The following is a 19532-nucleotide window of genomic DNA, read 5'->3' on the forward strand; positions in this document are numbered from 1 at the left end:
ATTTCGGTCCCCCGCCGACAGAGGGCCTCCGCGCCTCTAACCTGATGTCGACGCGACGGTTCACCGAGAGGCGGTCGAGGGTGGAGCCTGCGGCTCTGGGGATGGCGGCGCGGGTCGCCTCGACATTGATCAGTCCGCTCGTGGCGAAGCTGTTCGTGCGGGAGGAGAGCGGCGCCGACCTCGTCAGCAAGCCGATCCGTGTCTCCCAACTGGTCAGCTGGCGTGGCCAGAAGCGCACCCTGGACGAGCGGGACGTACGCAAGATCAGCGAGAAGCTGATCAGCCGGACCCTCGCCGCGAATCCGTACGAGCCGGCGGTGCGCGACGGTGACCGGATAGCCGTGGTCGACGCGCTGAGCAAGACCCTGCTCTCGCTCGGCGACCTGGAGATGGAGGACGTCCAGGCGGTCCACCTCGGGCACCTCGAGCTGGCGCGCAAGCTGTCGGCCGCGGCGGACGACTCGACGCGGAACATGAGCGCTGACGCAACGAACCTCTATCGCTCCCTGCTCGACGTCTGCTGCCTGCACATCCTGCAGTTCTTCACGCAGCGCTCGGCCTTCATCCCGGCCACGCTGATCACGCAGACCCGCATGATCGACGAGACCATGCGCCGCATGGACGTGCTGACGGCGCGGCTTCCCCCGCCGCGCAGCCAGGACGCCGATTTCGAGCAGCGCTACCTGGAGCACCTCGGGCTCAAGTACGGCAAGCTCGCCATCTTCGGCCTCGACCTCAGCGCTCCTGGTCAGGCCCGATGGCCGCTGGATACGGCCTATTTGAGCCTGGAGCTCTCGGCGCAGAGCCGCGACGGAGGTGTCTCGGCCACCCACCGGCTCCGGGTCGAAGAGGCCCTGGCCGGGAAGCACCGTGTGGTGCTGCGGGGCCCCGCCGGTTCGGGCAAGACGACACTGGCCCAGTGGCTCGCCGTCAGCGCCGCGCAGAACGACTTCGACGACGAGCTCGCCTTCCTCCGCGGCCGCGTCCCGTTCATCCTCCCGCTCCGCAGCCTGGCGCAGGAGTCCACGCTCCCCACCGCTCACAAGTTCCTCGCCATGGCCGGCAGCATGCTGGACGGCGCGCAACCGAAGGGCTGGGCCGACCGGGTCCTGCACAGCGGGCGCGGCATCGTCCTCGTCGACGGCGTCGACGAGATCTCGGAGTCGAAGAGGCTGCTGACCAAGCGGTGGCTCACGGAACTGACCGAGATCTACCCGCGCACGTTCTTCCTCGTGACCACGCGCCCCTCCGCGGTCCCGATCGGCTGGGCGGCGGACCTCGGGTTCATCGAATTCGACCTGCTGCCCCTCAACCAGCGCGACGTCGACAAGTTCGTCAACCGCTGGCACGACGCGGCCCTGTCGACTCTCGGGGACGCCGAGGAGCGCACCGAGGTGGAACGGTACCGGGCCGCCCTGCACGTCACCCTGCGCCGCAAGCCCGACCTGTACCAGCTCGCCACCAATCCCCTGATGTGCTCGGTGATCTGCGCCTTGCACCGCGACCGGCACTCTCAGCTGCCCGAGGGGCGCATGGACCTGTACGCGGCCGCGCTGCGGATGCTCCTGGTCCGCCGCGACAAGGAGCGGGAGGTCATCGCGCCGGAGGGCTTGCAGCTGACCGAGGAGCAGCAGGTCCAGCTCCTCCAGCGGCTCGCGTACTGGCTCATCCGCAACGGGCGCTCCGAGGCGACCCAGGCGCTGGCCGTGCGCATCATCCGGGAACGGCTGCCCTCCATGCCGCACGTCGTCCCCCTGGACGGCGCGCACCAGGTGTTCCGTCATCTGCTGCTGCGCAGCGGGCTGTTACGGGAACCCACGCCGGACACGGTCGACTTCATCCACCGGACCTTTCAGGACTACCTTGGCGCCAAGGCGGCCGTCGAGACCTCGGACCTGGATCTGCTCGCCCAGAACGCCGGCGACGACCAGTGGGAGGACGTAATCCGCATGGCCGTCGGCCACGCCCGCGAACGCGAGCGCGCCGAACTGCTCCGCAAACTGGTGGCCATCGGCGACCAGCGTCCCTCCCAGCGGCGCCGCTACCACCTCCTGGCCGCGGCGAGCCTGGAGAACGCCACGACGCTCGACCCGGCGGTCAGGGCGGAGGTCATCAGCCGCGCCGCCTTCCTCATACCTCCGGCCACCCGTGAGGAGGCGGAGAACCTGGCGCAGGCGGGCGCGGTGGTCCTCGACGTGCTGTCGGGGCCGGCCGACATGACGGAGGAGCAGGCCGTCGCGAGCGTGCGCACGATCGGGCTGATCGGGGGCCCGGCGGCCCTGCAGCGGATGCGGGCGTACAAGGACGCGCCCCAGCGTGGTGTCCGGCAGGAGGTCGTCAACGCGTGGCCGCGGTTCGACACGGTCGAGTTCACCGAGTCCATCTTGGCCGGATGCCGCTGCGACGACATCGAGATCCCGGTGACGAACGCGGAGCAGGTGGCTTGTCTGCGCCAGCTCCCCGAGGCGCCGAACCTGTCGCTCCCCCGGCCGTCGCTGATCCACGAGCTTTCCGCCGTCCTCGACCGGGACTCCGTGGTGTCCCTCTCACTGGGCGCGGCCGATGACCGCACATCGGAGCTTCCCGCCCTTGGCGGTCTGACCGGGCTGCGGCGCCTGCACGTACGCAATCCGACGTCCACGGTGTCCCTGAAACCACTCGCCGCCAGCGGCATCCGGGAACTCGTCCTCGACTGCGTGCCGGTCGGCCTGGACCTCTCCGCGCTCCAGGCCGTTCCGCTGCTGACCACGCTGAGCCTCGGCTTCGCCGACCGTGTCGCCCTCCCCGAGGTCGCGCTGCCCTCGATCACGTCCCTGCGGCTCAAGGGGGTTGCGGACACGGCTCAGTTGCCCGACTTCGCCGCCCTTTTCCCCAGGCTCACTCGGCTGCACCCGTATCTGCACCGCAGGCCGCGCCGGGCGCCCCTCGACCTGTCCCGGGTGCGGGGCATCGACTCCGTCACCGTCCGCGTCCGGAACACGACGAAGGTCATGGGCCTCGACGGGCTCGACCCGGGGCGGGTGTCGGTCACCGTGGAGGGCCGCCGCACGGGCGGCCTCCTCACATCGTTCCGCAACCAGCGCCCCTGACCCGGGCTGCCGCCGGGAAACTACGCACCACGCTCACCGCGGCCGTCCCGTCCACCGGCCCGCAGGTGTGAAAGGCCCTGGAAACCCGTGCGCGCGGCCGGTCTGCCGGAGCATGGCGGCATTTCTGCGAACCCGCACGCCGCGCTGCCGATCCAGCTCAACTTCAACGACAGCGACTCACCCGCCGAGGTCATCAACAAGCTGTTCCTCGGCCCCTTCGCGACGGGCGGGCGCAGGCCCTCGTGGCTGATGTCGTCGCCCCCCCTCGGCGACCAGGAAGTCCGCCAGTTTGGTCAGGCTCCAGGTGCAAACTGCAGGTGGTGTTCGGTCGGCGGACTTCGCGATCTTTTTGATCTCGCGGCGCTCGGGCAGCGTGGACGTCTTCGGACGGCCGTCCTTGTACTTCGGATACAGCGACTCGAGGCCGTCGGTGTTGCAGTTGTGGATCACATCCCGGGCCCGTCCGCGCTGGTGAACGACACCTCGGCGATCCTCGCCATCGCTATGCCCTGCGCGGACAGAAGCATGATCTGGGCCCGCCGCCAAGTCACCACCGACCCCGTACCCCTGCGAACAATCCGCCAGCAGCCGCAGGCACTCGTCGTCATCGTTTTCGCGCGCCCGCACCCGCTGCGCCACGGATCAGCGGCCTGACCGATCTGTCCATCCCCCGCCAGGCCCCGTGCCGCGAGCCACCGTTCACGCGGCAGCCCGCCGCCGCAACCACGCTGCCTCCGCGGGCATCAGATTCGGGTCAGCCAGTTTGGCCTTGACTGCCGCCTGAAACCGTCCCGCCGGGTCGGTCCGACAGCCGCTGCGCATGCTGCGCAGCAACAGCCCCCGCCCCAGGCGGGCGGCGAGTCCCGGAACGTCCGCACTGCCCACAGTCACCATGGTCATCGCCACATCAGCAGCCGGATCACCAGCGCCTGCATTGCACCAGTCGATCACCACCGGGCCCCGCCGGGTCAGAATGACATTGCCTGGATGCAGGTCCAGATGGAGCACCCGGTCATCATCTGCCGTGCTGAACCGCTTGGGCAGCCACTCCGGTGCCGGCAGTGCATGGAGCCGATCGTGGAGGCTGCCCAGAACCCGGCCGAGGGAACTCACACGCCACGGGCGCTTGGCCAGCACATCCAGCATCGTCGGCCCGGCCAACCGCTCAAGAATCATGTCGGTGTCGGTGATCTCGTACACGTGCGGCACTGGATACCCACAATCCGCAAGATGCGTCATCAGGCGCGACTCCAAACCGGTGGGCCCTCCATGCCGGTAGCGCCGCAGCACCCTGGACTCATCCAGGGCATACACATCAGCGTCCCGGCCCCGCGCGATCAACTCCATGCGGTGCAGTCTGTCTTGACGTCCCAGCCCCTGCCAACAGGGCTAACGTTGGCTGACGCGGCCCTGGAAACCGACGAAGCCAGCCGGCCCGCACCATCGCGGCGACCACTCACGGACTGGCGGTGACGTGGCATCTGCAGTCCTGCCCGAACTACGCCGCCGATCGCATCCTCGCCGGACAAAAGGCTGAGCGCAGCAACGGGCCGTGGCGCGGCATTGGCGCGGTGTTCGTCGGCGACAACGTTCTCGAGGATTGTGATCCTCGTTGGTCCTCGTTATGGGGCCAACGGCTTCCGGACTTCGGACTGGCATGTGACTGGGCGGCGCGCTACGCCCTGGCCTCAGAGCGAGCCGTTGACCGCCGGCCGTCTGCCGGGTCCGGCCTGCGGTCCGCGCCGAGCGGCTAGGGTGTTCCCACCGCATCCGACCACCCGGGGCGCACCGGAGAAGGGCGGAGCGGCGGGCGGTGACGCCGGAAGGGGGCGGACGGGGTGCCTGGACGGGCGCGCTACGGGGCCGGGGTGGTGGCCTTGGCGGGGGTCGCGGTCCTGATCGGGCTGCTGGGACGGCCCTCGGGCGGCGACGGCGATACCGGTGGATCCGCCCCCACCCCGGCCTTCTCCGTTGCCCCCGGGTCCTCCGGGCGGCCGGTCACCCCGACGGCCCCGGTGCCGGAAACCCCGGCGGAGACGCGCCTCGACCTGTTCTCGTTCGGCGGCCTGTGCCAGGAGGAGGGGAGCCGTCCGGTCCCCCGCGCGGCACGCGTGTCGGCGTCGGGACCCCGACCCCTGGTCGTCCATGTCAACGGTCTGCTGCACCAGTTCGAGGGCCGCGGCGGCTACGACCGCGCCGATCCGTTCACGCCGCTGCCCGAGCGGGTGCAGCTCGTCGCCTGCGCCCGGTACGAGGGACTGGGCAAGCTCCTCAAGGAGTGCCGGTACGAGTCGCCCGTCGAAGCGGGCCGGGTGATCTCCCACTACGAGGGCCGGTACGAGGTACGGGTCCTGGAGGCCCGTACCGGCCGCCTGCTCGGCACCCACCGCATGGCCGGCCGCACCTCCGCCACCTGCACGCCGTTCGTCGAACGCGGCGCGGACACCAAGGAATTCAAGCCCCCCGGCGACGCCGCGTTCCGAGAACTCCTCGGCCCGTACGCGCGCGGCGAGAAGCCCTGATCGGGCGCCGCCTCGGGCCTGTCGCGGACGACAGCGTACGGCGCGATCCGGACGACCGGCTCTCTGGTTGAGGTTTGCCCGAGCCGCTGCCGGTGAGGGCACCACGTCGGTTTGCATGGCGCAGGCCCTCGGGGTGTCCGACCTGGGCGCGTTGCTCCGGAAGACCCACCGCGATGGCAAGCCGCTCCCGGCGCAGAGCGGGACGCGATCCTGGCCTTCCAGTACGCGACGGTGATAATCGGCACGACCGCCTGACGCCCCCCAGGAGTTGGCGCACGGCGCTGCCCAACCGCCCTCCCTGGCCGACGTGACCCGGGGCTACCGTGGTGCCTCTCCCTCGATGTCACGGACCAGGTCGATGGCGCGCCCCAGAGTTGCGAGCCGGGCGGCCAGGGTCGCGGCGGCGGAGCTGAGGGGGTCAACCGCCGCCGCAAAGGCACCGCCGACACCCTGGCGGCGTGCGGACGTGCCAGATGCCCGGCGGCGTGAAGGATCGACAACCGGCACAGCCCACCCACAACACAAACAGCGAGGAGCTCTGCATGGACCACCAGGACGTCGCCGCCGCCGTCGCGGAGATGTCGCGGGTGCTTGGCCCCCATACCGCCGAGGACTGGACGGTGCCGGCGGGGCCGCTCGAATGGACCTGCTGGCAAACAGCAGCCCACATCGGCCACGACCTGCTGGCCTACGCAGGACAGCTGGCAGCACAGCCCGCCGACGCCTACCTTCCCATCGACCTGAACGTTCGCCCCACTGCCTCGCCGGCCGACGTACTCCAGGTCGTCACCGCCTGCGGCGGACTGCTCAGCAGCGCCCTGGCCACAGCCAACCCGACCCTGAGGGCCTGGCACTGGGGCCCGTGCGACCCCGAAGGGTTCGCGGCGATGGGCGTCGCCGAAACCCTGCTGCACACCTACGACATCACGCAGGGACTGTCCGTGAACTGGCTGCCACCAGCACCGCTGAGCGCAGCAGTACTCAACCGGCTCTTCCCCGCCGCCCCGCCCGGAGACCCCACCCAGGTGCTCCTCTGGTGCACCGGCCGCGGAGAACTCGACGGCCTCCCTCGCCAAACCTCATGGAGGTGGGAAGCAGCACGATCGGACTGATCAAGCTGATCCCGGCGAATGTTCCCGGTCACAGCACGAAGGACTCAAGCGGCACGTGATCACAGACACGCTTGGCCTGAAGCACCGCCGCCTGCCCGGCTCGACGAAGCACTGCCGCCGACGGACGTGCCTGCCACAACGGTGTGAACGCTGATCAGATGCCCTCGTGGACCGCCCTACAGCGCAAGATCACGCCGGTCGCCCGACTCGACCGCGATCAGGTCAGTCGGCGGGCTTCATGCGAAACGCAGGGCCGGGGACACTCTCGATATCTTCCGCCTGCACGGAGTGGCCACGTCCGCAGCGCACCTGGACGTCGACTTGCGCGCCGCATTCGCGGTGTCGAGCCAGTACAGCGGGCCCCTCCGGGTCGGCGCGATAGCGATCGCCCCACTGCAGGAGCCCCATGACGGCCGGTACCAGGTCCATACCCTTCGGCGTGATCACATACTTCGGCCTACTCCGCGAGCCGGGCTCTTTGTAGCTCTCGGTGGCCAGGATCCCTTCCTCCACGAGCATCCGGAGCCGCGTCGCGAGGAGGTTGCGAGGACAGCCAAGGACGCGTTCGAGGTCGCCGAAGCGGGACGAGCCGTACCAGACCTCGCGAAGGATCAGGATCGTCCACTTCTCGCCCACGACCTCAAGGGTTCGCGCGATCGAGCAGTTCGACATGTCCCGGTCGAGACGGGGGTCCATGCCGGCGTCCTGAAGAGCTTCGGTCCACGCATCCATGCAGGTGATTCTAACCGACTCTAAGTTTACTTTTCCATACTCAGCCGGGTAACGTCATAGCCAGACCTCAACACGGCGGGACACGTGCAGCGGGACTCGCGGACTGCAACGTCACCTCCCAGGTCCTCTCGCGGCCAGAAGGACAGCGCTCCTTCGTCTTGGGCACGGGATGTGTACGTGAGGTCGGCCAGGCCATCCATCAAGTGGACCAGTGGCTCCGCCGGCACCTCGCCGCCCCAAGAACTGCCCGACCATCGCATCGACCCCCAGAAGACCACCGAGAAACTCACACATAAGGGCGGCTGACATGAAGGCATACGTTGTCGAGAAGTACGGCAAGGACGGCGCACGCGCCGCACAGGTGCCTGAGCCCACCATCGGGGACCGCGACGTCCTGGTGAGAGTGAGCGCCGCCAGCATCAACCCTCTGGACAAAATGGTCCGCAACGGGGAGTTCAAGCAACTCTTGAAGTACAAGCCTCCGTTCGTGCTCGGCCACGACGTGGCCGGCGTCGTGACGCAGGTCGGCTCCGCCGTACGCGGCCTCACAGTCGGCGACGAGGTCTACGCTCGTCCGCGCGACCTGCGGATCGGAGGCTTCGCCGAGTTCATCGCGATCGACAAGGACGACGTCGCGCCGAAGCCTGCCTCGCTCACTCTTCAAGAGGCAGCCGCGGTGCCGCTGGTGGCCCTGGCCGCCTGGCAGATCCTCGTCGACCGTGCCCACGTGAAGCCGGGTCAGAAGGTGCTGATCCACGCCGGTGCCGGTGGCCTCGGGTCGACGGTCATCCAGCTCGCGAAGCACCTCGGCGCCACGGTAGCGACGACCACGAACCCCGACACCGAAGAATTGGTCAGGAGCCTCGGCGCCGACATTGTCGTCGACTACACGAAGGAAGACTTTTCGAAGGTGCTGTCCGGCTACGACCTGGTGCTCGACTCCCTGGGTGGAGCCAACCTCGAGAAGTCGCTCACAGTTCTGAAGCCCGGCGGCCTGGCCATCGGTGTCGCCGGCCCGCCGGACGCCGGGTTCGCCAAGCAGCTCGGCGCCCCCTCGCTCCTGGGCATGGTCATGAACACCCTCAGCCGCAAGGTCCGCAAGCAGGCCAAGGCTCTGGGCGTGCGCTACCAGTTCTTCTTCATGCAGGCCAATGGCTCCCAGCTGCGCAAGCTCAGCGCCCTCTACGACAGCGGGAAGCTCCGTCCGGTCATCGACAGAACCTTCCCGTTCGACCAGACGCTCGAGGCGATGAAGTACGTCGAGGAGGGCCGCACCAAGGCCGGCAAGGTCGTGGTCTCGATGGTGCCCGACAGCGAGTGAGATCAGGTCGGCCACATGGGCTCCACCCGACGCAGTCGCCACACAGGCCGCGAGGCCGGCAACGAGCCGCTCGCGGAGAGCATGGCAGGACGCCAGGGCGATGCCTGTGTCGACGGCGGGAGCGATCAGTCCAGCGGCCGGGACAGCAACGGGTCGTCGCCGGGTCTCCCCCGGTGCGGCAGGTTCACCGGTCCTACTGAGCAGGACCGATGAGGTGATCTCCCGTTCCGACTCAGCGGACCTTGCGAGCACGGGACAAATTCCCACATGGCTTCGCCGTGGACTTCGCCGACCCGCAGATCAGCCTCGTGCACGCCGATCTGACCGGCCTGCCGCCCACGGTCGTCCACTACGGCGAGTACGAGACCCTCGCCGACGACGGCGCCGAGCTCGGCCGCCGCCTCGCGGACTTCAAGGTCACCTCCGAGGTCCACCCGATGCCCGAGGGGCAGCACTCCTTCATCCTGGGCGCGGGGCGTGTACCCGAGGTGGACCAGGCGATCCAGCGGATGGGTCGGTGGCTCCGCAGGCACCTCGGCACCTGAGCAAACCTGCTCGCGGAGCCTGCTGGGCGCGCGCCACACCGCCGCGATGCCAGTGACCGGACCACGTGTCTCCGGCATCCTCGACTACGTCGGCCGGCGTGCGGTATGCGTGTCCGACACCGTTCTGTACACCGCCACACCACCGGTCCCTCGATGCCACGAAGGAGTGCGCGATGGGAATGTACGAGGATGTCTTCCGCTCCAGCACCGAAGACCCGGAAGGTTTCTGGCTGAAGGCGGCAGAGGGCATCGACTGGGATGTCGCTCCGCGACGCGCCCTGGACGCCTCGGGCGCGCCTTTCTACCGCTGGTTTCCCGATGGACGGCTCAACGTCTGCTTCAACGCGCTCGACCGGCACGTAGAAGCCGGCCGGGGCGACCAGCCCGCGCTGGTCTACGACTCACCTGTGTCCGGTGCCCGGCGCACCTATACCTACGCGCAGATGAGGGACGAGGTCGCGACCTTCGCCGGAGCGCTCGCGCGACTCGGCGTCGGGCGCGGCGACCGGGTGGTCATCTACATGCCGATGGTTCCCGAGGCCGCGGTCGCGATGCTGGCCTGCGCACGTATCGGCGCGGTCCACTCGGTTGTCTTCGGCGGGTTCGCCCCGCACGAACTGGCGGTCCGTATCGACGACGCCGCCCCCAAGGTGGTCGTATCCGCATCCTGCGGCCTCGAGGGCAAGCGCGTCATCGCGTACAAGCCGCTGCTCGACCAGGCGATCGAACTCGCCCGCCACAAGCCGGAAAAGCGTGTGGTCCTGCAACGTCCGCAGGCCCCGGCCGCGTTGGGGCCCGACGACCTCGACTGGGCCGAACTGGCCGCCGCAGCGCCCCCGGCCGACTGCGTGCCGACCGCCGCGAACGATCCGCTGTACATCCTCTACACGTCCGGAACGACCGGAAAACCCAAGGGAGTCGTGCGCGACTGCGGCGGTTACGCGGTCGCCCTGCACTGGTCGATGGGGGCCGTCTACGACGTGGGGCCGGGCGAGACGATGTTCACCGCCTCCGACGTCGGCTGGGTCGTCGGACACTCGTACATCGTCTACGCGCCTCTGCTGGTCGGCGCCACCACGGTCCTGTACGAGGGCAAGCCGGTCGGCACCCCGGACGCCGGCCAGTTCTGGCGCGTCGCCGCCGAGTACGGCGTAAAGACCATGTTCACCGCCCCCACAGCCTTCCGCGCCATCCGCAAGGAAGACCCGAAGGGCGCCCTCAGCTCCGAATACGACCTCGCCGGCCTGCGCTACCTCTTCCTCGCCGGCGAGCGCCTGGACCCCGAGACCTACCGCTGGGCGAGCACGCTCCTCGGCGTCCCGGTGATCGACCACTGGTGGCAGACCGAGACCGGCTGGCCCATCGTCGCCAACCCGGTCGGCATCGAAGTCGCACCCCTCAAGCCCGGCTCCCCCACCCGCCCGCTGCCGGGCTGGGACGTCCGCGTCCTCGCCCCCTCGGGCGAGCCGGTGCCCGCGGGTACCGAGGGCGCGATCGTTCTCAAGCTCCCCCTACCACCCGGTGCGCTCCCCACCCTCTGGCGCGACGACGACCGCTACGTCGCCTCCTACCTCTCCGCCTATGACGGTTACTACCTCACCGGCGACAGCGGATACATCGACGAAGACGGCTACGTCTTCGTCATGGGCCGCACCGACGACGTCATCAACGTCGCCGGACACCGCCTGTCCACCGGCAGCATGGAGGAGGCCCTTGCCGCCCACCCCGACGTCGCCGAATGCGCCGTCATCGGCGTCGCCGACGCGCTGAAGGGTCAGGTACCGCGTGGCTTCGTCGTCCTGAAGGCCGGCATCAGCCGCGACACGACGGAGGTCGAGGCCGAACTCGTCCAGCTCGTGCGCGAGCGCATCGGTGCCGTCGCCTCCCTCAAGAACGTCGCGGTCGTCGCCGCACTGCCAAAGACCCGCTCGGGAAAGATCCTGCGCAAGACGATGCGCGGCATCGCCGACGGCCACGACGAACCCATCCCCTCCACCGTGGACGATCCCAGCGTCATCGAGGCCCTGCGCCCTGTTCTGCGCCGTGCGGACCACACCCCATGAACGCCGGCTGACGCGTTGCAGCGCAAGCCTGGGACCGCTCCCCGGATCGGCTGGTTTCGGTCAACGCTGCGCGTGCGGCGGTGAGGATCTCCTCGAAGAGGGGGAGCCTTTGGTGGCCCGGGCCAGGACGAGTGCTCGCGCCGCAAGCCGTCCACCTGCCGCTGACCATGCTGGCCGCCGGTGCCGAACTGCCGAATGCCGCACAGGGACGCCGTCTCGTGGTGATCTGCCGGTCCGGCAACCGGTCCCGCCGAGCCGCTGCTCTCCTCGCGGGACGCGGGGCCGATGTCGTCGACGTAACTGGCGGCATGCACGCGTGTGCCGCGGCAGGGCTGCCCGTGATCGAGCGGCGCGGCAGGGCCGGCTCGATAGCGTGACCACCCTCCTCATCGATCTCGTGGCCGGCTCCGGCAGCGTCCGTCGCCCTCGGGCGATGCTGGACGCGCTGCCGGCGGCGGCGCGGATCTGCGGGTGCGTGGATACGGAGACGGCCGCGGACCGGCTCCCGCTACGCCACTTCGACCGGCTCGACCGGCTGACCAGGGGCGGCATGTCACTCCCGGACGGGGTACGGCGCCTCGCTCCCGAGCCGGGCGGGAGTGCCTACGTCGTGGGGAGGCGCGGACCGTTCGGTCCGTACGGCAGCTGCTGGTAGGGCAGCTGGGCCGGGACCGGCGGTCGGTGCTCACCAAGCCGTTCCGGGCGCCGGGCAGGAAGGACTGGAGTAGCCGGAAGCAGCGGGCTTCGGCAGGTCGCCGGGTCTCTTCGCCGGTGCGAGCATGGGACTGCACCGCCGCGATCACCTACCGCATCCGGCGCCGCGGTCCACGCTTCCCGACCGGGAAAGGAGCAGCCCGTGGCCGACCACCCGGCGCACACCCCCGGCGGGGAGCCGCCCACGCCGGAGGATGTGGCGTTCGCGCGCCGGCTGCGCAAGGACTTCCAGCGCATCGAGATGGAGTTCGAGTTCGCGGTCGACGAGGTGCTGACCAAGGTGTCGATCCTGCGCAGGGAGTTCCTGCATCTGCACCGGTACAACCCGATCGAGCACGTCGGCTCCCGGGTCAAGTCCCCGGAGAGCATCCTGCGGAAGGTGGCACGCCTCGGCATCGAGCCCACGCCCGAGGCGATCCGGGCCGGCATCCACGACATCGCCGGCGTGCGCATCACGTGCAGTTTCATCGCCGACACCTACCGGGTCCTGGAGGCGCTCACCGCGCAGACGGATGTCCGCGTGCTCCGGGTCAAGGACTACATCGCCGCCCCGAAACCCAACGGCTACAAGAGCCTCCACGCGCTCATCGAGATCCCGGTGTTCCTCAGCACAGGTCCGGTCCCCGTGACCGTCGAGGTGCAGGTCCGGACGATCGCCATGGACTTCTGGGCCAGCCTCGAGCACAAGATCTACTACAAGTACGACGGCCATGTGCCGCCCGGCCTCGTCGCCAGCCTGACCGAGGCCGCGCACCTCGCCGCGCAGCTCGACCAGCGCATGGAGGAGCTGCACGCCGAGGTACGCGGCGGCCCCGGGGGCGAAGACTCCGGGGACGGCGCACCGGCCATGGAGGAGGAGTTGCTGATGCGGCTGTGGAACAGCGCCCGCGCGGGCAACACCGCTGAGAGGCCGCCGGCGGACTGAAGTCGGTCCGTGTCCCCGATCGGCGGCGTGTGGGGCCCCCGATCGGGTCAGGGCGCCCTTCGGACGTGACCGTGGTGGAACTCGCGTCGGGCCAGGCAAAGTCCGGGGCGAGGCCGACCACCGGATCGTCAGCGCCGCCGGGGCGCTCCCCCGCGCAGGCCGTCCATCACCAGGTCCAAGAGCCGCTGGCTCCGGGTCTGCCAGTCGCCACTTGCGTCGATCTGCCGGAGGCCGGCGATGGCCGGCACGAAGTCGTCGGTGGTCACCCCCGCACGGATGGTGCCGGGCTGGCGATTGGGTCGACCCGCTCGTCCACCGGTTCGTCCTCCCACGGTTGGCCCCCGCCCGGGCGGCGGGACCTGGACGCGGGCCGGTCAACGGTGCTGCGCCGTGCCCAGCTCGTCGGTGTACCGGCCGAGGGCGTCCTCGGCCGTGGGGACGGGGCCGAACAGCTGCTCCTGGCGGCGGGGGTCGGCGACGTAGCGGCCGCTGTCGAACCAGCCGAACATCGCGGCCATGTCCTTGACCAGGGGCATGAAGCGGCCGACGACGGCTCCTGCGGCGCGGGCGATGGCGGAAGGGACGGCCCACACCTTGATCTTCTTTCCGGCCCGGTTGCCCATGAGGTCGGCCATCTCGCGCATGCTGACCGGACGGTCCCAGCCGATGTCGATGCGCTCACCATTGTCAGCTTCGGCGTCGACAGCGGCCGCCAGGTACGCCGCGAGATCCGCGGTGTGAACGAAGGTCAGCGGGACGGTGGTCTTGCCGATCCACATCAGGCGGCCCTTGTCGATCGGGTCACCCGCCATGGTCGCGATCTGGTCGAGGAACGCCCCTGGCCGCAGTGCGACGAACGGGACGCCGAGCTCTTCGAGCTTGTCCTCGGCGACCTTCTTGTGCCAGAAGTGCGGGACATGGGGCGTCTGGTCGCTGGTGAGGATGCTGGTCAGGACGAACCGCCGGATGCCGGCGTGTTGGGCGGCCTCGGCGAGGTTGGCGTTCCCGACGGTGTCGATGTCGTGCGCGTTCTTGCCGCCGCGGGTGTAGCCGGCAGCGGTTGTGATGACGGCATCGGCGCCGTTCATGGCGGCGACGAGTGAGTCGAGGTCGAGCATGTCACCGCGGGCGATCTCGACACCCCGGTTCTCGAGCCTGCTCGCGTCGGTGGCCGGCCGGACCAGGGCACGGACGTTCTTGCCGCGCTCGAGTAGTTCGTCGACGACCTTGCCCCCGAGGGAGCCGGTCGCGCCGACGACGAGGACGGGGAGGGGGGTGGTCATGGAAGTCTCACTTTCCATCAGGTCAGGAGCGGGAATGGGACGCCGGGGCAGTGGTGCCTGCTGACGTGGGCGCCGTCGGCCCGGGTCGCTCAAGGGGCGGGCGTGTGGTGGGCGGATCCGCGCCGCGCGTCGCTGCACGCCGGCCGGCGAATGGGCAAGGCTTGACAACCCCGTGGGGGGGTCGCCCCTCCCCCGGACGAGTTCCGCCTGCCTGCACCGGGACCGCTCGCGCTTGCCCCTGATGCTGGGGCCCCGCTCAGCCCCGTTCTCGAGGTGAGCCACATCCGCCGGCTCGGCTCACCGGGCTTCTTCCGACAGTCGGGGAGTCTGGCTTCGTTCAGCACGGGTCTCCGTGAGCCGAGTGCGCTGCAGCACTGTCCACTTCGCAGGAACGCCGGAAACGATTCGCCGAACCGGGGTGCAAGCCGAGGGGGTTACTCGGACTCTTCCTGCGGAAGAGCGCGGCTGTTGATCGCGTCGGCTACGGCATAGGCGATACGGACGAAGGACTCTGCCTCCTGCGCCGACAAGTTCCGCGCGGAGGTTTCCTCCAGGGCCCGCCACATGGCTGCCAGGGGCTCGCGCATGGCACGGCCCTTGTCGGTGAGGTGGACAACCATGACGCGCCGGTCGTGTTCGGCCGGCCCGCGGACGAGCAGGCCGGCGTCCTGCATGCGGCGCAGGGATTTGGAGACGGTGGAGTGGTCCAGGCCGACGCTTTCGAGAAGCTCGGACTGGGTCTGGCCGTCCCGGTCCAGGAGGTGCATCAACAGCAGTTCCTGTCCGGGATGCAGGTCCATCTCGCGGAGCATGGCCGCAGCGCGGGCCCGGTGAGCGCGAGCGAGCTGGAAGATCGCATAGCTCATCGGCCCCTCGCCGGCTGTAGTGGGGACGCGAGGTGTGGGGGCGGGCATGCTTCGGTTCCTCAGATGGTGTGGGTGGGGTAGTCGGTGTAGCCGACAACTCCGCCGCCGTAGAAGGTCGCCGGGTCGGGGGTGTTAAGCGGCGCGTCAGAGCGTAGCCGCTCGACCAGGTCCGGGTTGGCGAGCGCGAGGGCACCGACGGAAACAAGGTCGGCCGTGCCGTTGTCGATGTCCTTGGCGCGGGTGGGCAGATCGGTGCCGGCCCGGTTGAGGATCAGCGTGGTCGGCCACAGCGCGCGCAGGGTGCCCAGCAGCTCCTCGTCGCCCGCGTGGAGGATGTGGAGGTAGGCGAGGCCGAGCGGGCTGAGGGCGCGTACGAGCGCCGGATACAGCTCGGCGGTGTCGGACTCGGCGATGTCGTTGTAGGGGTTACCGGGGGAGATCCGCAGGCCGGTGCGCTCCGCGCCGATCTCGTCGGCCACGGCAGCGGCGACCTCTACGGCGAAGCGGATGCGGTTGTCGAGGGAACCGCCGTAGCGGTCGGCGCGCTGGTTGGTGTTGTCGGACAGGAACTGGTGCACCAGGTAGCCGTTGGCGGCGTGGATCTCCACGCCGTCGGCGCCTGCCGCGACGGCAGCCGCCGCGGCGCGGCGGAAGTCCTCGACTGTCGCCGCGACCTCCTGCGTCGACAGAGCACGGGGTGTCGGCATCTCCTGGGGCCCGGACGCGGTGAACATCGTGCCCTTCGGCCGGATCGCCGAAGGGGCGACCGGCCGGCGCCCGTGGGGGGTGTTGTCGGGGTGGGAGATGCGTCCGGTGTGCATCAGCTGGATGACGATCCGGCCGTCGGCCGCATGCACGGCGTCGGTGACCTTGCGCCACCCGGCGATCTGCTCGTCGTTGTGGATGCCGGGGGTGAGGAGGTAGCCCTGGCCGTCGGTGGAGGGCTGGGTTCCCTCGGTGATGATGAGCGCGTGCGAAGCCCGTTGGGCGTAGTACTCGGCGTTCAGCTCGGTCGGTACGCCTTCAGGTGTGGAGCGGTCGCGGGTCATGGGGGCCATGACCAGGCGGTGCGGCAGGGAGATGTCACCGACGGTGGTCGGTGCCCACAGGGAATTCAGCATGCGCGGTCCTTCGGTGCGGTGATGGCCAGGTGGTCATCGGGATAGCGGCGGTGTGGTGGGTTTTTGGCGGGCGTGATCAGCCGAGGGTGAGGACGAGCTTGCCCCTGACATGCCCGGCGTCGCTGACCTGCTGGGCCGTGGCGGCCTGGTCGAGCGGGTAGGCGGTGACGGTGGTGACGACCTTGCCGGTCGCGGCGTCCCGCGCCAGGGCGGCCAGGCGGGCGGCCGAGCGCTCCTGGGGACCGTTGGCGAAGGTGATGCCGAGCTGGTGCGCGCGGAAGTCGGCGATGGTGACAATGCGCTCGGTGCCGCCGCGCAGGGTGATGGAGTCCTCCAGGGCTCCCTTCCCGGCCAGGTCGAACACCGCGTCCACGCCGTCGGGGGCGAGTGCCCGGACCCGGTCGACCAGGCCCTCGCCGTACAGGGTCGCGGTGGCGCCGAGCGAGGCGAGATATTCCTGATTGGCGGGGCCGGCGGTGCCGATCACACGCGCTCCTCGGGCCATGGCGAGCTGGACCGCCAGGGTGCCGACCGCTCCGGCCGCGCCGTGCATCAGTACGGTCTCCCCGGCGGCGACGCCGAGCAGGTTCAGGACCCGCTCGGCCGTCTCGCCCGCCACCGGCAGCGCGACCGCGTGCTGCCAGTCGAGGCCGGCGGGCTTGGGGGCCACGGTGGTGGCCAGCGCGTACTGGGCGTACGAGCCGGTGTCCGACCAGCCCAGCACCTCATCGCCCACCCTCACGTCCTGCACGCCCTCACCCAGAGCGTCCACCACTCCGGCGAGCTCGTGACCGGGGACGGAGGGGAGCAGCGTGGGGAACACGGCCTCCAGCATCCCGGAGCGGATCTTGCCGTCCAGCGCGTTCAGACCGGCCGCCTTCACACGGACCCTGACCTGGCCGGGGCCGGGCTGCGGGACCTCGATGTCGGCCGCGTGCAGCACGTCCGGGCCTCCGAAACGGTCGAACAGGATGGCTTTCATGACGACTCCTCTCGTGTCACCACACACTTAGGTGGCTAGACACATAATCAACGTAACAGCAAACATGTGGCTAGCCAAGTATTTGCTCTCGCTGGACGCTCGGCAGCGTGCTCCTGAGCCACCCAGACAGCACCGCAGGTCGCCGCCGGCGGGTCCGCGAGCAGACCGCGCGGGCCAAGGCCGCCGCGATGACCAAGCAGGCCTTGGACGCGCTGGAGGGCCTGAACGAGGAAGCCAGCGCGGTCGAGGTCGCCAAAAAGCTGGAAGGCAGGGCTTCGCCCGTGCTGCTGGCGCTGACTGAGGGCTGATGGTCCAGCGAACGGCCCGGCGTCGCTCACCACGGCGGTGGAGAAGTTCGGCGGCTTCGACGCCCGGTACTCCAGATCGAGAGGGCTCCGCGCACCACAGCGACCACTGGGAGGTGCTGCTCCACCGCCACCCGAAGGCCGACCGGCCGGTGATGTTCGACCACAGCGGACCCGGAAGGCCGAGGACCCGACCCGATGCCGTCTGGGCGGACCGCGCATACTCATCCCGCGCGATCCGGAGTCACCTGCGCCGACGCGGAATCCGCGCTGTCATCCCCCGGCCCTCCGACCCGATCGGTCATCGCCTGCGGCCAGGCCGCGCCGGAGGCCGACCACCCGCCTTCGACGCCGAGGCGCACAAGCAGCGCAACGCGGTCGAGCGATGCATCAACCGGCTCAAGCAATGGCGCGGCCTCGCCATGCGAACCGACAAGCTCGCCATCGCCTACCAGGCCGCACTCCACCTCGCCGCCATCCTCATCTGGGCCCGCAGGTGACCCACGTGAGAAGCTCTAGGACTGATCGCCGAGGGCGTGTTCTTTGAGGAACGCACCCGCGTGGGCGGCTGCTTCCTCTGCGGTCGCGTACGGCGCCCCATCGGCGGCCGTGCCGGATGCCCCATCAGCGCCTCGACCGGTCCAGCCCCAACCACCGGAAGGCGACTGCACCAGCTCAGCAGTCCCTCCGAACAGCGCAAGCGTGCTCTTGCCCGCTGTCACGGGTGCTGGGCGGCTGACGGCATCGGGCCATTTCTTACGGGCACCCTGCCGGGTGATGCCCCAGACGGCTCCCAACTGCTCATAGCTCGCGCCGTAGGAGCCGGCGGTCGCTGCCGCCCGCTCCGTGAGCCGCTTGACCTCGCCATCCAGCACCTTCCACGCGGCCAGGACGGACAGCGCCACGTCGACCGGACTCGCGTCCCACATACGGTCGGCTGGCAACCCGGTCTCCCGGGAGCGGATGGCCGAGGCCAGGGGGTTCAAGGCGTCGTACAGGGCCTTGTCGAGCTCTGCCTGCTCTTCTGGGGTGATCTCAGAGGCCGTCATACGACAACCATAGTTGTCGAAAGCGCCCACGTAAACCAAAGTTTCCACATTGCCGGTTGTCACCACATCAAAGAGACAGGCGCAAAGTGCGCGCCTTCATCCCCGACCGGGACGACAAGGGCCCGAAGGTGGGTGTTTCCTTCGCCACGCAGAACCGGCAGAAGGTCATCCGCCACCGCACAACACCCGCGTGGACGTCGACTTCGGCTTGCTCGGTGCTGACGACGTGCCGGCAATGCCCGACAGGAAACCAGGCCGCCCGTCCGCGGCCTCGCCGCCGGGGCCTACCAGCCGGCGCTCGTCGGCACCATGTACGACGGCGACAAGCTGCTCAAGCAGTCGGCGGGACGGGCGTTCAGCGTGAACCTGCCTCGGGAGACCAGGCCCTACCGCGTGGTCGCCCAGGCGACCCGTCCCGGTGACGTCTGGCGGTACTCGACGAAGGTCCGCACCGAATACGGGTTCACCCACCACCCGAACGCGGCGGACGACTACGCCCGTTACGACCTGAAGCTGCTCAACCTGCTCTTCGACGTCCCCACGGATCTGCAGGGCAACGCGGCGGCGGGCCGGGCGCTGACCGTCGGGCTCGGGGCGGAGACCGGGGACTGGATCGCCGGTGAGCAGTTCAAGGGCGACACGGCGACGCTGTCCGTGTCGTACGACGACGGCCGGACCAGGAAGGAGGTGCCGTTGACGAAGACGGCCGACGGCCGCTGGGCGGCGAAGTTCGCCACCCCGGACACCCCCGCCTCGTTCGTCTCGCTGCGCGCGTCCGCCCAGGGCCCCGACGGCCTGAGCGTCAGCCAGGAGATCATCCGGGCGTTCGGCCTGAAGTAGCTCCGGACGGTGCACAGGAGAGCGGCCCCCGCCCCCGCGGCGGGGGACCGCTCGTACTGTCAC

General features: G+C 69.7%; 20 protein-coding genes and 1 pseudogene. 13 read left to right on the forward strand and 8 right to left on the reverse strand.

Going from position 1 to position 19532, the window contains the following annotated elements; translation table 11 throughout:
* Positions 1–101: 101 nt before the first annotated feature.
* Entirely contained in the window at positions 102–3089 is a 2988-nt protein-coding gene (locus ACWGH4_RS05765; protein ID WP_453456102.1) for an NACHT domain-containing protein, read from the forward strand.
* Positions 3090–3176: 87 nt separating this feature from the next.
* On the forward strand, positions 3177–3743 hold the full coding sequence (locus ACWGH4_RS05770) for a DUF5925 domain-containing protein (RefSeq protein ID WP_453456050.1): 567 nt from the start codon (positions 3177–3179) through the stop codon (positions 3741–3743).
* A 45-nt stretch (positions 3744–3788) separates the two neighbouring features.
* On the opposite strand, the gene ACWGH4_RS05775 is transcribed toward ACWGH4_RS05770, so the two are convergent.
* Positions 3789–4436: a phosphotransferase gene (locus tag ACWGH4_RS05775; RefSeq protein WP_453456053.1), complete on the reverse strand. Its 648-nt coding sequence runs from the start codon at positions 4434–4436 to the stop codon at positions 3789–3791.
* A gap of 491 nt (positions 4437–4927) precedes the next feature.
* Here ACWGH4_RS05775 and ACWGH4_RS05780 point away from each other — a divergent pair, with 491 nt between their 5' ends.
* Both ACWGH4_RS05780 and ACWGH4_RS05785 read left to right on the forward strand, forming a co-directional pair.
* Complete coding sequence (locus ACWGH4_RS05780; protein WP_453456056.1) at positions 4928–5611, forward strand: hypothetical protein; 684 nt, start codon at positions 4928–4930, stop codon at positions 5609–5611.
* Positions 5612–6153: 542 nt separating this feature from the next.
* The gene (locus tag ACWGH4_RS05785) at positions 6154–6723 is read left to right on the forward strand and encodes a maleylpyruvate isomerase N-terminal domain-containing protein (protein ID WP_453456058.1); all 570 of its coding nucleotides are present in this window, start codon (positions 6154–6156) and stop codon (positions 6721–6723) included.
* A 222-nt stretch (positions 6724–6945) separates the two neighbouring features.
* Here the strand turns inward: ACWGH4_RS05785 and ACWGH4_RS05790 are convergent, their stop codons facing one another.
* Positions 6946–7419, reverse strand: a complete 474-nt coding sequence (locus tag ACWGH4_RS05790) for a winged helix-turn-helix transcriptional regulator (protein ID WP_453456105.1) — start codon at positions 7417–7419, stop codon at positions 6946–6948.
* Between the two features lie 343 nt (positions 7420–7762).
* Here ACWGH4_RS05790 and ACWGH4_RS05795 point away from each other — a divergent pair, with 343 nt between their 5' ends.
* The 6 genes from ACWGH4_RS05795 (at position 7763) to ACWGH4_RS05820 (ending at position 13023) form a co-directional block, all read left to right on the forward strand.
* A complete protein-coding gene (locus ACWGH4_RS05795) occupies positions 7763–8776 on the forward strand; it encodes an NADP-dependent oxidoreductase (RefSeq protein WP_453456061.1) in 1014 nt (337 codons plus the stop codon).
* A 278-nt stretch (positions 8777–9054) separates the two neighbouring features.
* Positions 9055–9321 (forward strand): alpha/beta hydrolase, encoded by a 267-nt coding sequence (locus ACWGH4_RS05800; RefSeq protein ID WP_453456064.1) that lies wholly within the window; start codon positions 9055–9057, stop codon positions 9319–9321.
* Positions 9322–9494: 173 nt separating this feature from the next.
* On the forward strand, positions 9495–11384 hold the full coding sequence (locus ACWGH4_RS05805; RefSeq protein WP_453456067.1) for a propionyl-CoA synthetase: 1890 nt from the start codon (positions 9495–9497) through the stop codon (positions 11382–11384).
* A 131-nt stretch (positions 11385–11515) separates the two neighbouring features.
* Complete coding sequence (locus ACWGH4_RS05810; RefSeq protein WP_453456070.1) at positions 11516–11761, forward strand: rhodanese-like domain-containing protein; 246 nt, start codon at positions 11516–11518, stop codon at positions 11759–11761.
* Positions 11758–12039, forward strand: a complete 282-nt coding sequence (locus tag ACWGH4_RS05815; protein ID WP_453456073.1) for a hypothetical protein — start codon at positions 11758–11760, stop codon at positions 12037–12039. Before ACWGH4_RS05810 ends, ACWGH4_RS05815 begins: the two co-directional genes overlap by 4 nt.
* A 201-nt stretch (positions 12040–12240) precedes the next feature.
* The gene (locus ACWGH4_RS05820; RefSeq protein ID WP_453456076.1) at positions 12241–13023 is read left to right on the forward strand and encodes a GTP pyrophosphokinase; all 783 of its coding nucleotides are present in this window, start codon (positions 12241–12243) and stop codon (positions 13021–13023) included.
* A 128-nt stretch (positions 13024–13151) separates the two neighbouring features.
* Here ACWGH4_RS05820 and ACWGH4_RS05825 read toward each other — a convergent pair whose 3' ends face one another.
* The 5 genes from ACWGH4_RS05825 to ACWGH4_RS05845 all read right to left on the reverse strand — a co-directional run bounded on the left by ACWGH4_RS05825 (position 13152) and on the right by ACWGH4_RS05845 (position 17275).
* Positions 13152–13289 (reverse strand): hypothetical protein, encoded by a 138-nt coding sequence (locus tag ACWGH4_RS05825; protein ID WP_453456079.1) that lies wholly within the window; start codon positions 13287–13289, stop codon positions 13152–13154.
* A gap of 108 nt (positions 13290–13397) precedes the next feature.
* On the reverse strand, positions 13398–14306 hold the full coding sequence (locus ACWGH4_RS05830) for an SDR family oxidoreductase (protein WP_453456082.1): 909 nt from the start codon (positions 14304–14306) through the stop codon (positions 13398–13400).
* Positions 14307–14740: 434 nt separating this feature from the next.
* Complete coding sequence (locus ACWGH4_RS05835; protein ID WP_453456085.1) at positions 14741–15220, reverse strand: MarR family winged helix-turn-helix transcriptional regulator; 480 nt, start codon at positions 15218–15220, stop codon at positions 14741–14743.
* An 11-nt stretch (positions 15221–15231) separates the two neighbouring features.
* The gene (locus ACWGH4_RS05840) at positions 15232–16293 is read right to left on the reverse strand and encodes an alkene reductase (protein WP_453456088.1); all 1062 of its coding nucleotides are present in this window, start codon (positions 16291–16293) and stop codon (positions 15232–15234) included.
* A 76-nt stretch (positions 16294–16369) separates the two neighbouring features.
* Positions 16370–17275, reverse strand: a complete 906-nt coding sequence (locus tag ACWGH4_RS05845) for an NADP-dependent oxidoreductase (RefSeq protein WP_453456091.1) — start codon at positions 17273–17275, stop codon at positions 16370–16372.
* 107 nt (positions 17276–17382) lie between these two features.
* Here ACWGH4_RS05845 and ACWGH4_RS05850 point away from each other — a divergent pair, with 107 nt between their 5' ends.
* Complete coding sequence (locus ACWGH4_RS05850; protein ID WP_453456094.1) at positions 17383–17583, forward strand: hypothetical protein; 201 nt, start codon at positions 17383–17385, stop codon at positions 17581–17583.
* A gap of 164 nt (positions 17584–17747) precedes the next feature.
* Positions 17748–18080: pseudogene (locus ACWGH4_RS05855) on the forward strand (transposase); the annotation flags it as partial.
* 15 nt (positions 18081–18095) lie between these two features.
* Here the strand turns inward: ACWGH4_RS05855 and ACWGH4_RS05860 are convergent.
* Positions 18096–18629, reverse strand: coding sequence for a hypothetical protein (locus ACWGH4_RS05860; protein WP_453456096.1), 534 nt, complete (start codon positions 18627–18629; stop codon positions 18096–18098).
* Positions 18630–18938: 309 nt separating this feature from the next.
* On the opposite strand from ACWGH4_RS05860, the gene ACWGH4_RS05865 reads away from it, so the two are divergent.
* Positions 18939–19469 (forward strand): hypothetical protein, encoded by a 531-nt coding sequence (locus ACWGH4_RS05865; RefSeq protein WP_453456099.1) that lies wholly within the window; start codon positions 18939–18941, stop codon positions 19467–19469.
* Positions 19470–19532 lie beyond the last annotated feature (63 nt).

Source organism: Streptomyces sp. NPDC054847, assembly GCF_053610925.1.

Bases quoted from the DNA above. Each gene is read 5' to 3' on its own strand.
- ACWGH4_RS05765 (WP_453456102.1), top strand. From the start codon at position 102: ATGGCGGCGCGGGTCGCCTCGACATTGATCAGTCCGCTCGTGGCGAAG.
- ACWGH4_RS05775 (WP_453456053.1), bottom strand. From the start codon at position 4,436: ATGGAGTTGATCGCGCGGGGCCGGGACGCTGATGTGTATGCCCTGGAT.
- ACWGH4_RS05785 (WP_453456058.1), top strand. From the start codon at position 6,154: ATGGACCACCAGGACGTCGCCGCCGCCGTCGCGGAGATGTCGCGGGTG.
- ACWGH4_RS05790 (WP_453456105.1), bottom strand. From the start codon at position 7,419: ATGGACCCCCGTCTCGACCGGGACATGTCGAACTGCTCGATCGCGCGA.
- ACWGH4_RS05795 (WP_453456061.1), top strand. From the start codon at position 7,763: ATGAAGGCATACGTTGTCGAGAAGTACGGCAAGGACGGCGCACGCGCC.
- ACWGH4_RS05805 (WP_453456067.1), top strand. From the start codon at position 9,495: ATGGGAATGTACGAGGATGTCTTCCGCTCCAGCACCGAAGACCCGGAA.
- ACWGH4_RS05830 (WP_453456082.1), bottom strand. From the start codon at position 14,306: ATGACCACCCCCCTCCCCGTCCTCGTCGTCGGCGCGACCGGCTCCCTC.
- ACWGH4_RS05835 (WP_453456085.1), bottom strand. From the start codon at position 15,220: ATGCCCGCCCCCACACCTCGCGTCCCCACTACAGCCGGCGAGGGGCCG.
- ACWGH4_RS05840 (WP_453456088.1), bottom strand. From the start codon at position 16,293: ATGCTGAATTCCCTGTGGGCACCGACCACCGTCGGTGACATCTCCCTG.
- ACWGH4_RS05845 (WP_453456091.1), bottom strand. From the start codon at position 17,275: ATGAAAGCCATCCTGTTCGACCGTTTCGGAGGCCCGGACGTGCTGCAC.
- ACWGH4_RS05860 (WP_453456096.1), bottom strand. From the start codon at position 18,629: ATGACGGCCTCTGAGATCACCCCAGAAGAGCAGGCAGAGCTCGACAAG.
- ACWGH4_RS05865 (WP_453456099.1), top strand. From the start codon at position 18,939: ATGTACGACGGCGACAAGCTGCTCAAGCAGTCGGCGGGACGGGCGTTC.